13 protein-coding genes are annotated in these 12,357 nt (G+C 47.3%); 7 read left to right on the forward strand and 6 right to left on the reverse strand.

All coding sequences use genetic code 11. The features are described from left to right. Positions 1 to 40: 40 nt before the first annotated feature. From B5G27_RS08950 to B5G27_RS08965, 4 genes are read left to right on the forward strand one after another with little or no spacing between them, the layout of a single operon-like run. Positions 41 to 565: a sugar-phospahte nucleotidyltransferase gene (locus tag B5G27_RS08950; protein WP_087178568.1), complete on the forward strand. Its 525-nt coding sequence runs from the start codon at positions 41 to 43 to the stop codon at positions 563 to 565. A 12-nt stretch (positions 566 to 577) separates the two neighbouring features. After that, a complete protein-coding gene (locus B5G27_RS08955) occupies positions 578 to 3,622 on the forward strand; it encodes a DUF3849 domain-containing protein (protein WP_087178569.1) in 3,045 nt (1,014 codons plus the stop codon). Then, the gene (locus B5G27_RS08960; protein WP_087178570.1) at positions 3,619 to 3,849 is read left to right on the forward strand and encodes a transposon-transfer assisting family protein; all 231 of its coding nucleotides are present in this window, start codon (positions 3,619 to 3,621) and stop codon (positions 3,847 to 3,849) included. Before B5G27_RS08955 ends, B5G27_RS08960 begins: the two co-directional genes overlap by 4 nt. Continuing rightward, positions 3,846 to 4,703 (forward strand): YodL domain-containing protein, encoded by an 858-nt coding sequence (locus B5G27_RS08965; protein WP_242958280.1) that lies wholly within the window; start codon positions 3,846 to 3,848, stop codon positions 4,701 to 4,703. The genes B5G27_RS08960 and B5G27_RS08965 overlap by 4 nt, the downstream gene beginning before the upstream one ends. A 62-nt stretch (positions 4,704 to 4,765) precedes the next feature. On the opposite strand, the gene B5G27_RS08970 is transcribed toward B5G27_RS08965, so the two are convergent. The 3 genes from B5G27_RS08970 to B5G27_RS08980 all read right to left on the reverse strand — a co-directional run bounded on the left by B5G27_RS08970 (position 4,766) and on the right by B5G27_RS08980 (position 6,410). Continuing rightward, on the reverse strand, positions 4,766 to 5,683 hold the full coding sequence (locus B5G27_RS08970; protein WP_087178572.1) for an Abi family protein: 918 nt from the start codon (positions 5,681 to 5,683) through the stop codon (positions 4,766 to 4,768). 201 nt (positions 5,684 to 5,884) lie between these two features. Beyond that, the gene (locus B5G27_RS08975) at positions 5,885 to 6,118 is read right to left on the reverse strand and encodes a helix-turn-helix domain-containing protein (RefSeq protein ID WP_087178573.1); all 234 of its coding nucleotides are present in this window, start codon (positions 6,116 to 6,118) and stop codon (positions 5,885 to 5,887) included. Between the two features lie 130 nt (positions 6,119 to 6,248). Next, positions 6,249 to 6,410, reverse strand: coding sequence for an Arc family DNA-binding protein (locus B5G27_RS08980; protein ID WP_087178574.1), 162 nt, complete (start codon positions 6,408 to 6,410; stop codon positions 6,249 to 6,251). Positions 6,411 to 6,538: 128 nt separating this feature from the next. Between B5G27_RS08980 and B5G27_RS08985 the strand changes: the two genes are divergently transcribed. Continuing rightward, positions 6,539 to 7,237 carry a hypothetical protein gene (locus tag B5G27_RS08985; protein ID WP_087178575.1) on the forward strand — a complete coding sequence of 233 codons (699 nt, stop codon included), beginning with the start codon at positions 6,539 to 6,541 and terminating at the stop codon, positions 7,235 to 7,237. A gap of 6 nt (positions 7,238 to 7,243) precedes the next feature. Here the strand turns inward: B5G27_RS08985 and B5G27_RS08990 are convergent, their stop codons facing one another. Beyond that, on the reverse strand, positions 7,244 to 8,821 hold the full coding sequence (locus tag B5G27_RS08990; protein WP_087178576.1) for a relaxase/mobilization nuclease domain-containing protein: 1,578 nt from the start codon (positions 8,819 to 8,821) through the stop codon (positions 7,244 to 7,246). Further along, a complete protein-coding gene (locus B5G27_RS08995) occupies positions 8,793 to 9,233 on the reverse strand; it encodes a plasmid mobilization protein (protein ID WP_087178577.1) in 441 nt (146 codons plus the stop codon). The genes B5G27_RS08990 and B5G27_RS08995 overlap by 29 nt, the downstream gene beginning before the upstream one ends. Before the next feature lie 318 nt (positions 9,234 to 9,551). On the opposite strand from B5G27_RS08995, the gene B5G27_RS09000 reads away from it, so the two are divergent. Further along, positions 9,552 to 10,268: a LytR/AlgR family response regulator transcription factor gene (locus B5G27_RS09000; RefSeq protein WP_162611225.1), complete on the forward strand. Its 717-nt coding sequence runs from the start codon at positions 9,552 to 9,554 to the stop codon at positions 10,266 to 10,268. Between the two features lie 50 nt (positions 10,269 to 10,318). Here the strand turns inward: B5G27_RS09000 and B5G27_RS09005 are convergent, their stop codons facing one another. Beyond that, positions 10,319 to 11,974 (reverse strand): ATP-binding protein, encoded by a 1,656-nt coding sequence (locus tag B5G27_RS09005; protein WP_087178579.1) that lies wholly within the window; start codon positions 11,972 to 11,974, stop codon positions 10,319 to 10,321. Positions 11,975 to 12,161: 187 nt separating this feature from the next. Here B5G27_RS09005 and B5G27_RS16610 point away from each other — a divergent pair, with 187 nt between their 5' ends. Further along, a complete protein-coding gene (locus tag B5G27_RS16610; RefSeq protein WP_275533036.1) occupies positions 12,162 to 12,290 on the forward strand; it encodes a hypothetical protein in 129 nt (42 codons plus the stop codon). The last annotated feature ends 67 nt before the right edge of the window (positions 12,291 to 12,357 follow it).

Here is a 12,357-nt window from a genome sequence, read left to right on the forward strand (position 1 = left end):
GAAATCTGGCGGGATTTTTTGCTAGAAGAAAGGAATGTAAATGTCACAGATACAATACAACTTTAATAAAAATGACGAGTACCGTACACCGGCTTATGCGGTATATCCAATTCTGAAACGTCTGAAAAAGAATTCATCTATATGGTGTCCCTTTGATAAGAGCGACAGCCAATATGTGAAAGTGTTTCAGGGGCATGGTTTCCATGTGGTTTATGGGCATATCCAGACGGGACAGGATTTTTTTGATTTTCCAGTACCCTCTTGTGATTATATCGTCAGCAATCCTCCATACAGTCGGAAAGGGGAAGTATTTCAGCGGTTATTTGAACTGCAGATTCCTTTTGCTATGCTGATCAACTTCCAGGGGATTTTTGATCAAAAGGATAGATTTGAAATGTTTCGACAGCAGCGCATAGAGTTGCTTTGGCTAAGTCCCAGAGTGAATTATGGTACAGACAATCAAAGAAAAAACGCAAGGGTTCCATTCCAGAGCTGTTATCTCTGCCAGGGGATTTGTAAACGGCAACTGGAATTTGATTACCTGGATACAAGTCTATTGGAATAGAGGGAGACAGATATGACTGAAAAAGACAGAAACAAGAAAATGAAAGAGATTATGGAGCGTCTGGAACAGGGAGTCAAGGATATTTTCACGTCAGAAATGTATACAGAATATCTGAAAACCATGTCCCAATTCCACAGCTACAGCTTTAATAATACGCTTCTGATCCATATGCAGAAACCGGACGCAAGCCTGGTGGCTGGTTATCAGGCGTGGCAGAAAAAATTTCACCGTCAGGTAAAGCGTGGGGAAAAGGGGATACAGATTATTGCTCCGGCTCCGATCCGGACAAAAGAAGAAGTTGAGAAGATAGATCCTGCAACGATGGAGCCGGTATTGAAGCCGGATGGTACACCGGAGATGGAAGAAGTGGAGTATACCATTCCACGTTTCCGGATTACTACGGTCTTTGACGTATCCCAGACGGAGGGAGAACCATTGCCGGAACTGGAAACACCGGAACTGATGGGAAGTGTAGAGAATTATGAATTATTTATGCAGGCAATCCGGGATGTTTCTCCGGTTCCAATCCGCTTTGATGAAATTGAGAGCGGAGCAAAAGGGTATTACAGCAATACAGACAAGGAAATTGTGATCCAGAATGGCATGAGCGAAAGCCAGACCATGAAAACCGGTATCCATGAGGTTACTCATGCAAAGCTCCATGACAGGGACGTTATGGAGGAAATGGGCGAGGAAAAAGATAAGCTGACAAGGGAAGTAGAAGCGGAAAGCGTGGCTTATACAGTCTGCCAGTATTTCGGCCTGGATACGTCCGATTATTCTTTCCCCTATATTGCCGGATGGAGCAGCGATAAAGATATGAAAGAGCTTCGTACTTCTATGGATACGATCCGCAGAGTTTCCGGAGAGTTTATTGATCAGATGGTAGAGCGTATGCAGGAAATCCGGCGGGAAGCCCAGCGCCATCAGGAAACAGCGCTTTTCCAGAGTGAACAGGATAGATATGGGGTTTATCAGCTCCGTGCGGACAGGGACGGGACGGATTACCGTTTTATGGGAATGGCTTACCTGCAGGAACAGGGCATCACTGTGGACGGCGCAGACTATCAGTTCGTTTACGGAGATGAACTGCAGAAAGGGGATACCCTGGAAGCCTTATATACAAAATTCAATACAGACCATCCGGCAGACTATACCGGACATTCCCTGTCGGTGAGTGATGTGGTCGTCCTGAAAAAAGACGGGGAGCTGACCGCCCATTATGTGGACAGTTTCGGGTATCAGGAGCTGCCGGAATTCATAGAACAGAGGAAAAAGGCGCAGGAAATCCAGTTGGAAGAAAAAGAATATCCTCCGCTTTACCTGTCGGATCTTTCCTACGCTGTGGAACATAGAAACGCAGACGCTTATCTGGATTCCCGGAAGCTGAACCTGGACTGTAAGAAAGCGATTGAAGCTGCCATTGACGGACATTTTGACGGGTATCATCTGGCACATGGCGCTGCGGCAGACGTGGTGGAAGCATACGGCTCTGAGCGGGTATCGTTTGTGCTTGCCTGTACCGTCCAGCACCTTAAATCGGACGGGCGTTTTTCAAAAGAGACAAAAGAATGGGCGGATGGTTTCATAATTCCGGAGAATATCAGCCGGGGTATGGATTTAAATGCGGATTATGTAGTGACGAGCCATCCGGCAGTCCTGGACGGTTTTATCGGCCTTGCCCGGAATGAAATGCGGGAGCATGGACGGGAGAAAGGAAAATTGACAGAACAGATCGGCCCGGAGACAAAGGGGCTTTTTGTGGATGGCCATTTTGGAACATGGCACACAGCGGAAGCAAAGGAAATCGCCGGAGAAACTTTTTACCGGATGGAACATGATGAATATGGGAACACCGTGGCGGGGATTATCGTGAACACAGACGGAAAGCTGGTGGCGGAGGATCTGGAGCATGGATTTGATGCCGGCGCTATGGAAGCGATCACGGAATACTTATATGAACAGACGCCGGAGCCATTTATCAAACAGTTTTATGTAGTCAATGACGCCTATGGAGTGAAAGCGGAGCGGGAATATCAGTATTTTGAAAACCTGGATGAAGCGATCCAGGCGTATCACCGATTGCCAAACCATCTGGACAAACAGTTGGGAATGGAAAGCCGGGAGCCTGTCACTTCCAGGATGACGCTGCTCAAATGCGAGAACGGGATTGAAAGTGTGGAGGATGTTGAGGGCGCTTCCCTTAGTGGGAAATGGGTAAATCCGGAAGTGACAGACGCTATGAATCAGGCACAGAATTACCTGGATAACCGGGATATGGAGACAGTTTACTGGATAAAGCCTAAAAATCAGTATTTCTTTATCCAGACGGCAACGGAGGGATATGATTATACGTTTTATAATAAGGATTACCGGGCGCTTGACGGGGGGATCTATGACAATCCGGATGTGTCGGAACAGGAGGCGATTGAAGATATTCTCTCCGGCGAGACAGGAGGAACCTTTGCGGGGTATCAGGTGGTCAATGCGGAGGAATTTCTGGAAAATGTGGCAAAAGCACAGGAACAGGAGCAGAAAGAACCATCCATTAGTTTTTATGCTGCTGAATGTATGGAGTTCCCAGTGATGGGGGAATACCACGATAATCTGACACTGGAGGAAGCCTATGAAAGATATAAAGCAATTCCGGCAGAACGGATCAACGGAGGGAAAGGGATCGGTTTCCGGCTGGAGGACGGCAGTATGTATGACGGGGATTATGAGCTGATGGGCCATGGAAAAATCTCAAAGGAGCTGATCGATCTGGTTCCCCATTACAAAGACAGCCCCCTGGTGCAGAAAGCGATGGCGGAGTTGGAAGAAATGCTGGCAAAGGACAACCAGAGGGAAGAAGTGGAACAGCCAAAGCAGCCAGACAGAAAGAAAGAACAGGGCGAACCGGCACAGGCCATACAGAGCCAGGAAGCGGAGAAGCCAACCGGAGTGCGTCAGTCAGTTCTTGCGGCGCTCCGTGAGCGGCAGGAAAAGCAGAAAGCCCAGGCACAGAAAACAGAACAAAAATCACAGGGGCGCAAGAAAGGAGAACCAGAGTTATGAAGATAAGATTTGAAGAAGATGAATATTTTCTTATGGCTATGTTCCAGAAAGAGAGCCGTCTGGAAACCATGGGAGAGATCCGGGCAGTGATCCCATTCGTAAAAGAGGATGCAGAGATACTCTCTCTGATTAACAACACATTGGGGAAAATGGAACATATATCAGATGATGAGTTTTCCAGGCTGGATTTGGAAGATTACCGGCAGGAACCGGTGGAGGAAACATGATGGAGATCAATCAGTTTGCGCTTTACCAACTGAAACCAACACCGGAAAACCGCCTGATCCGGTTCCGTTCTTATGCGGTTCTGCGGGAGCAGGGAATCCCGGTACGGTATGAGAATTATGAGCAGCAATATCTTGGGCGGATCAAAAAAGGAGAGACGCCGACAGACATCCGGAAACGGTTAAGTGAACATCCGCCCCGGTCATTTGAAGGCCATTCCGTTAGTGTCAGTGACGTGCTGGTGCTGAATCAGGCAGGAGAGGTCACTTCTTATTATGTGGAACCGGACGGCTTTGTCACGCTTGCCGGGTTTATCCGCCTGGGTTCTTCCGGGGCGCTGATCTCCTATGAGACAACGGACTTCCATATCGAGGGGAAAGCCGGGAGCTGGCTGGCCTATGACAGCATTATTATAGACGGGCGGGAGTTTTTTCTCATGGAGCATACCACATATGGGGCGGAGGCAGCTAATGTGGTGCTGGACGCAGATGGGAAGCTGGTCGTGGATAACGTTCGCCATGGATTTGACGAAGCCGTTAAACAGCAGATCCGGGAATATATGAATCCTCAAAGCGTTAAGCCTGTACCGGAAAAACAGGAAAAACCGCCGCTGGAAAACTGGCAGAAAGCCTATGAAAATGGGGAATATCTGCGGAGCGCAGAGATGGCAGAAGAACAAAACTACAATATGATCGACGGGCGCATGAACAACCTGCCATCAAAACCACGGAAGATCGGGGAGCGTATCTCTGTTCTGGATCGTCTCCATCTGAAGCAGGCGGAGATTGCCAGAAAGAGCGGGAAGCCTGTACTGCAGATGGCGGTGGAGGAGGATATGGAACGTAAGAGGCATTAGAAGATGAAAAGCAGAGGGAAGATTGGCAGGATGTTGCCGTTCTTCTCTCTGCTTTTGTATAATCAGCATTTCAATCTTAGTATCGCCATCCAGTTCTCAGGAAAGCCCATCAGGTCTAAAATGTCGTTTCCGGGATTTTGTTTTTTAATACAGTGTTTTAGTTCGTAGTAAAAATTCCGGAAATCTTCTTCATCCAGAAAATATTTTAATATGATAACTTCTGAGAAAATATCATTTTTACCTTTTTGATAGCGTCCGTTTACCTGTGGGATACGCAGCTTTTTATGTATAATGGTATCGGTGATACTGTCTTTTGTAGTGTAATTGAAAAAACGTTCTCCATGGGCGCATACATTGCGGTGTTTTGTCATGATTGAAAGAAAAGAGTGCATATCCTTTCTCCCTACATGGCCAAAGTCATTACAGACTTTAATAGGTACGGCTGCTTTCAAATAATCAAACATATGGGAAAGCTGTCCGATAGTCAATACCTGAACCATGATCCATAACGGTACATTGTGGTGCTTTGTTTTATAATGGTCGATATATGCGTGATCACTTTTATGGGAAAGCTGGTAATTAAAAATCCCAATGAGTTTTTGGACGCCTTTTTTTGTTGAACTGGTCAGCATATAATGGGATGTGGATAAATATTCTTTCTGATCTTCCCCATAGGTGTCCGAGAAGTGATAGGCAAGGGAAGATTTTACGCTTCTTTCAGCGATCAGCATATATTTCAGAAAAATGCTGCGCAGTTCATTGTCGAACTGATACAGACGATAAATATCTTCAAAGGTTGTACCGTCTATATAATTCCCGGTAGTCGGGTTTTTGAAAATATCTTTATATCCGGAGATAAGAGAAAAATAGCTTGTCTTTAACAGGATATGTCTGGCCGTATCCATATTTTCTATGATCAGATTTTTTTCATCCTGCAGAAATATAAGCAGGTCTTCATAGGTCTTAAAAGGCTTAGCCATTTCCCCACCTCTTTTGCTGTAAAATAACGAAAGGCCCCCGCAGGAGCCTTCCGGACTGGAGGCTTCGCAAGTTTCTCCAGTACGATCACTGAACTAAATATAGCAAAACTGGCCGAAAAAGTCAATCCCGCAAATTCAGTTCAATACCAGTATATGCGGAACAAGTATGAAAAATGCAGATGTATCAGACGTGGGCGGTATCTATTTCAGCAGTTCATCATAACTTGTTCCCAGGCAGTCCCGAATACCACGGAGCTGCGCCCCTGTGATGTGCTGTATCCCTCTTTCGATTTTTACCAGCGTCTCCCGTGTCATGTTCACGCCCCGGAGCTGGAGCATCCGGACAAGCTCTGTCTGCCCGATCCCTTTTTCTTTTCTGACACGGCGGATATTCCCGCCAATATCAATGCCGATCTGCTTGATCTTCTGTTCCATGCGATAAAACTCCCTGTATTGGACTGAAATCAGTCCGATTTTTCTTTATCTTATCGACATGGAATGATACAATGGGACTAGAATGAGTCCACTTTTAAGGATAAGACTGGAAAATGCAATGCAGATTTGATTATTTTAATTCTCCGTTCTGACGTTCATGCTGGGCGATAGCCTGGCGGATCAGGTAGAGGATTTCACCATTCATGGAGCGTCCGTCAAATTCTGCAAGGCTTTTCAGCTTTTTATGCGTTTCTGAGTCAATGCGTAAACCGATATGTTTATCTTTTTCCATAATGCCTCCTGTCTGTTGAATATAAGTACAAAATAAGTTCATGAAAGTAAGTACATTTTAAGTACAGACAGTGTTATGATGTTTAAAATAGACTTGTTTTAAGTACACTAAATTTTGGAAAGGAGATCATGATGGAAACGTATGAGGGAAAGAAGTATTACCGTATCCGGGTGCCAGTATTCTGGCTGTCGGTCATCTGCGTGGTATTGCTGATTTTCGGGGCGTATTTCAAGGATGAACTGTACGAAAAATGGCTGCGAAGCGGAGGGATGGAGGATGTCACATTTGAGGGATTAACCTCCGCACTGGAAGATAAAGGGAGCTGTTACCTTTGCGGGAGCAGTGATCACAGCCTGGTGGATGTCTTTCGCAAATCCGGCAGGATCGGGGTAATCTCACTGAATGATTGGTATGTCCTGGAATTTCATATTAAAAGCCGGGATGAGAGCATACCTGCCACGGAGCAGGGGTACAGAACCTTTACTTCCGGAAATACCGGGGAGGTCACTTATTCCTCAGAGGGGAGTTATTCCGGCAAAATGGCTTCCATCGAAGTTACTCTGCCGGAGGACTTCCGGCTGAAAACAGAAGTTATGGAAAACCATCTCTGCCAGAATTGCCTTGATAAAGTAGCGGAGTCTTTGGACTTCCGCAAATGGAAGCATGAAAAGAAAGAAGCAATCCCCCTCTGCCTTATAGATTTTGAGACTCTGGAAATCTATTCCCTCCAGGACTGGCATAAGGGCTGCCTGATCCGGGATTATTGGGTGGAGATAGAGCATGAGGGAGATAAGGTGTCTGCAGATGTGTATGATGTAGCGGAGTGAGCAGCGTCAGGAACGGGAGGTCTCCCGCTCCGGCTCCTGTCTGTCCTGCCCTTTCCCCAGGATCATTTCCACATTGGTCTTGACGGTCTTTAGCTCTTTTTCATATCCTCGGAGGTTCTGATAGGTTTCATACTGGCGGTTTTTCAGCTCCGTCAGCTTTGCTTTTTCCTCTTTCAGCAGCTTAATCGAAGGCAGCTTTCCGCCGCCGGCACTGTCCTTCAGGAATTTACGGGCGGTCTCATAGAGAGCGATTTCTGCTCCGTGTTCCTGACGGAACTGCTTTTTATTCCTGGATGCCAGATACTGCTTATACACTGATTTATTCGCCAGATACTGCCCTGTGTAGTGGATCTGCTGATTTACTTCTTTCAGTTTCTTCTCTGTAGAGCGGAGCGCTTTCCTCATGTCAGAGGTCTGGGCCTGGGCCTGAGAAAAAGCATCTGCCAGAGCTTCCTCCGAGTCATAACCATGCTCCTGTATATAAGCAACGGTCTTAGCCATCTGCTGTAAATTCGTCAGTTTAACACGCCGTGCGTAAGCCGGACTTTCCTGGGCCTTCACACACGTCTGCAGATCTCTGACCAGGCGGAGATCGGATTTGATGAATATAAAGGCGGAGAAATCGGAAGAAATGTCGCTGCGAGATCTTGTATTTTCCTGAAAGACTGACAGCAGATATTCTTTTTCATAATGGGTTCCCAGGTTCCTTCCCGTAATATATTTCCCACGCTCCGGATGGAGATAGCTGAACCGCCCACGGCTGATCTTGAGTGAAATATGATAGTTGTCTGAAAGCTGCCTTTGAAATTCTTCCAGACTGCGGACGGATGCGGCGGCTTCATCAATGGCGTTTCGGAGAAAATCTTTCTGCGTCTCAAATTTCGTTTTGCGTGGTGTGATACCTCCGGCAGTCATCTTCTGATTCAATGCGTCTATTTTTTTCTGCCCTCTGCGCCGTGCGTAATATTCCCGGTCAGTTACTTTCTTTTCTGCCGGAGAGAGCAGATCCACCTGGTGGAGCTGTTCCCGGTGGCACAGATCCATCACATCCTGTTTCAGATAAGTAAGGTAATCTTTGGTGAGATGATGTTTGTATCCGGCACGGGAGTCACATGGGCGCTCCATAAAATCCTGGCGTTCCACATCGTGTTTCCGTAAGCTGTTGATGACGATATGCACATGGATGTTGCCGCTTTTATTATTGCCGTCTGTATGGGTGCAGACCAAAGCCTGATGGCCGGGAAAGTTTTTCCTGGCATACTCTAAGCCGAGCTGCTGCGCCCGCTCTCCGGTCAGTCCGTTCTCGGATACATCTTTCGGATCAAAGCTGAGAATATAATGATGGGATTTAATCTCATCAAAGGTCTGATTTTTACGGTACTGTTCATTTAACTCTTTACATTCCATGTCAAATGTGAAAGGATCACAGTTCATGCCGTCCAGATAATATTCTTCACGGGGGATCAGCCTGCCGTTTTCATCAAGGACAGGCTTCATGGCAACTTCGTCATACTGGAACATAAGATAGCGCTGGGCTTCTCCGTAATCCGCATTTTTACTGGCGATATGTTTCAGGATTGCCATGTAAAGAGTCTCCTTTCTGAACAGCAGTATCGCCCGGAGAGAGGGAGCGAAAGTCTCCTGCTATTTTCAGAACTTCGTACTTCATCTCATAAATATCTGAAATCCCCTGGTCAATCTTCTTTCGCATTTCCTGTGAATGGATGCCTCCGCTGTTAAAGTGACGGGCAATCTGGTTCAGGTTACTGCCGATCTTGCCAAACTCTGCAATCAGCTTTTTTAGTTCCGGCAAGTCTGCCACAACCTCATATTTCACTTTCACTGTTTTCCCCGTAACCTGTCTGCGGATATATTCTGCTAGAGGAAGTCTTGCAGCTTCTGCATGGAATGAGAGCCGTTCATACTCGGTATCAGTAAAACGGAGCATAACCGGGTGGGAGCGGCGGAGCGACTGTTCTTTCTTTGGTCTTGCCATAGATATTCTTCTTTCCTTCCCCGTGGCTGATAAGCCACGCTGCGACTATTTACATAGGAGCCAAAACCGCACATGAGGAAAATGTGCGCTGGTCGAGGGTATGGGGAGCGAAATCCCCATCAAGTTTGCTGTGTGAGCAAAAGACGCAAAGCGGGTTTTGAGTTACGCAGGCGAAACTTGCTCTGAAAAGTCTCCCTAACATACAGCCGATTATCAGACGTGTATGCGAAGCCTTTTGGATGAAATACTTGAAGAAACTTTTGACTTTCTGTATAATGACTGTCTGTAACCGTGTAAATGCAGAAAGGGGATGAAAGTATGCGCCCATATCGTCTGGCTGTCTGTGAAGATGATAAGATTGTGCGTGACGGTATCTGTACGTTCTGCGGTCAGACTCTGACAGAAGAAAAAATCAGCCATGAGGTGGCGGGATTTCCCAGTGCGGAGGCATTGGAACAGGCAATCAAGCAGGGAGGACAGAAGTTTGACCTGCTGATCCTGGACATCCTGCTGGAGAAAAAGACCGGCATGGAACTGGCGTTGGATATTCGTAAATGGGATAAAAAAGTCAGCATCCTGTTTATTACCGGATATGAGGAATATATCGGGAAAGGCTATGACGTCCATGCGGTGCATTTCCTTCTAAAGCCTCTGAACTGGACAAAACTTAAACAGATCCTTTTGGAGGACTGGAAAAAAAGGCACCGGCCGGATACGCTCGTTTTACAGAAAGGGCGGTCAAGCCTGCGCATTCCCCTGCAGGAGATCCTCTATGCGGAGGCGGATAAAAACCATGCCGTCCGTTTTATCCTGACGGAAGGTGAAGAAAAATTTCCTATCAGTCTGTCAGAGCTTGAACAGATGGAGCCGGGCGGGCAGTTGATCCGGTGCCATAACAGTTATCTGGTCAATATGGATCATGTACGCAGGCTGGAGAAGCAGGACTTCTTCCTGGATAACGGGAAGAAAGTGCCTGTCAGCAGAAAATATTTAAAACAGTGCCAGGAAAAAATCTTATCCTATTTTACACAATGATGGTAAAATCTCCCGGCTTTCCCAAAGATAATGGGGAAGCCGGGAGATTTCTAATCCGGGAGAAGAAGGAGGGCTTTTACCTGGAAGATAGTCCCGCCTTTTGTATCAAAGGCGATGAGCCCCTGATATTTCCGGGTGATCTCTTCCATCCGGGCACAGCCAAAACCGTGGGCGGAGGCATCCGGTTTCGTGGTCAGCAGGCGTCCTTTCCGGTCTTTTTTCAATTCCCCGCTGAAGGAATTCTCACATTCTACCGCAAGATATTCCCCGGAGATCTTCATCTTGAAGGACAGATACCGCTTTTGCAGAGGCTCTGCTTTGGCAGCGGCTTCCAGGGCGTTGTCCAGCATGTTCATTAAAAGGGCGCACAGATCTGTATCCGGAAAATGCAGATGCTCTGGAAGATTGACAGAAGTCTGGAAGGAAATTCCGTACTGACCTGCTTTCGTGAAAGCGTCCTGGAGGATGGTATTGACCGTGGGATTTTTGGTGAAAAAGCTCTGGGAGCCGGTGTACTGTTCCCGGAGCATCCGGTCAAGCTGGTCTTTAAGTGCGGCATAATCCTGCTTCTGGCACAGACAGTCCAGGGCGGTAAGCTGATGCCGGATTTCATGGTAGATCTTTGAACGTTCTTCTGACCGCTCTTTTAAGAAACGGTAATTATCCGAGATACTCTTGTTTTCCATCTGGAGACGCTGGGTTTTCAGTGTCTGCTCCAGGAATGAGCGGAATGCTCCAAAGGCGGAGATAACGGCGCAGGTCAGGGAGAGCCAGAGGGACAGCCAGTAAAGCAGACCTTCATAGATACCGGCGCTAAGCTGCGGGATCAGGCCTTGGGTCACATAGTCTGCCAGATAGCTGCCCATAGCTGCGGATACCAGGAAACAGAGCAGGAAAGCGGCGGCGCTCCAGCCAGCAGCAATCCCCAGGTACTTCCAGAACCGCTGCCTGCGGTTCATAAGAAGATAGATCAAGAGAAAGGCAAGGACGCAGAATCCTGTCTCCCTGCGGCCCAGGATGTTATACAATGTGTGCGGCAGAAAATAAATCCCGTTTGCCCGGACAAGCTGGAACAGGATCAGCCCAAAGAGCGCCAGCATCAAAGGAAGCAGACTGAAGTCCGGACGCTTTTGTGCAAGGCCTAAAAGGAAGATCCCGAAAACCAGTGCCAGAGCAAGTGCGGCGGCTCCGGCAGGGAAGGCGGTGAGGTTGGCAAAAGCGGTGGTTTCCATTGTTTCCAGATATTCCGGAAAGAAGCGCACCAACGGCGGGAACATCATCTGTGTGTTATCAAGGATCTCACAGGTCATTGTAAGCTCTCCGGAAGTGCCGGCAGAAAGAGGGATCTCGGCCTGGGACATGGAAGCTGATCCGTCTATGGCTGCCGCATGGGACTGCCAGATGGTGCGGCCTTCCAGGTCTAAGGTAATGGAGAGCCCTGCCGTCTCAAAAACAAGGGAGCCGTTTCCCAGGTTTTCCGGCAGGGTTCCTTTGAACCGGTAAGTACCGGAGATGCCGGAGGCGTTGCTGGTCGCATCAAAAGATAAGGGTTCTTCCGAGCCATCCTCCATGATCCGGGCAGAGGAGTCCCAGGAAATATAAGTCATGCGGCTGTCTACCTGGACAAAAAGATGGAGGAACCAGATAAGACCGATGAGAAAGAAAAGAAAAAGCGCTGGACAGAGCCAGCGTATGGATCGTTTCATAAAATAAAAATCCCCTTTCGTCTGTTTCCTTTTATCATATCGGAAGAAAACCTGTTTGGCAAGATTCCGAAGAGATCTGGCGAAACTTTACCTAACTGACCATTATAGTGCCTAACTAACATCCCGCAAAAGGCCCAGGTATGGTATAATACAAAATGTAATCGAAACGGAAAGGGAGTTGACGTCTATGTTTAAAATCCATACAATCTTGACAGACAGACAGACAGACAGACAGACAGACAGACAGACAGACAGACAGACAGACAGACAGACAGACAGACAGACAGACAGACAGACAGACAGACAGACAGGATAAGTCTGCCCTTTTCCGTTCATTTGTATACAGGGAAAATAAAAAGCACATCGTATCCGTAGAAGCTGAC

The organism is Lachnoclostridium sp. An76, assembly GCF_002161355.1.
GTDB classification, from domain to species: Bacteria; Bacillota; Clostridia; order Lachnospirales; family Lachnospiraceae; genus Mediterraneibacter; species Mediterraneibacter caccavium.

Excerpts from the sequence above, each read along its gene's own strand:
- B5G27_RS08950 (WP_087178568.1), top strand. The coding sequence starts at position 41 with ATGTCACAGATACAATACAACTTTAATAAAAATGACGAGTACCGTACA.
- B5G27_RS08955 (WP_087178569.1), top strand. The coding sequence starts at position 578 with ATGACTGAAAAAGACAGAAACAAGAAAATGAAAGAGATTATGGAGCGT.
- B5G27_RS08960 (WP_087178570.1), top strand. The coding sequence starts at position 3,619 with ATGAAGATAAGATTTGAAGAAGATGAATATTTTCTTATGGCTATGTTC.
- B5G27_RS08965 (WP_242958280.1), top strand. The coding sequence starts at position 3,846 with ATGATGGAGATCAATCAGTTTGCGCTTTACCAACTGAAACCAACACCG.
- B5G27_RS08970 (WP_087178572.1), bottom strand. The coding sequence starts at position 5,683 with ATGGCTAAGCCTTTTAAGACCTATGAAGACCTGCTTATATTTCTGCAG.
- B5G27_RS08975 (WP_087178573.1), bottom strand. The coding sequence starts at position 6,118 with ATGGAACAGAAGATCAAGCAGATCGGCATTGATATTGGCGGGAATATC.
- B5G27_RS08980 (WP_087178574.1), bottom strand. The coding sequence starts at position 6,410 with ATGGAAAAAGATAAACATATCGGTTTACGCATTGACTCAGAAACGCAT.
- B5G27_RS08985 (WP_087178575.1), top strand. The coding sequence starts at position 6,539 with ATGATGGAAACGTATGAGGGAAAGAAGTATTACCGTATCCGGGTGCCA.
- B5G27_RS08990 (WP_087178576.1), bottom strand. The coding sequence starts at position 8,821 with ATGGCAATCCTGAAACATATCGCCAGTAAAAATGCGGATTACGGAGAA.
- B5G27_RS08995 (WP_087178577.1), bottom strand. The coding sequence starts at position 9,233 with ATGGCAAGACCAAAGAAAGAACAGTCGCTCCGCCGCTCCCACCCGGTT.
- B5G27_RS09000 (WP_162611225.1), top strand. The coding sequence starts at position 9,552 with ATGCGCCCATATCGTCTGGCTGTCTGTGAAGATGATAAGATTGTGCGT.
- B5G27_RS09005 (WP_087178579.1), bottom strand. The coding sequence starts at position 11,974 with ATGAAACGATCCATACGCTGGCTCTGTCCAGCGCTTTTTCTTTTCTTT.
- B5G27_RS16610 (WP_275533036.1), top strand. The coding sequence starts at position 12,162 with ATGTTTAAAATCCATACAATCTTGACAGACAGACAGACAGACAGACAG.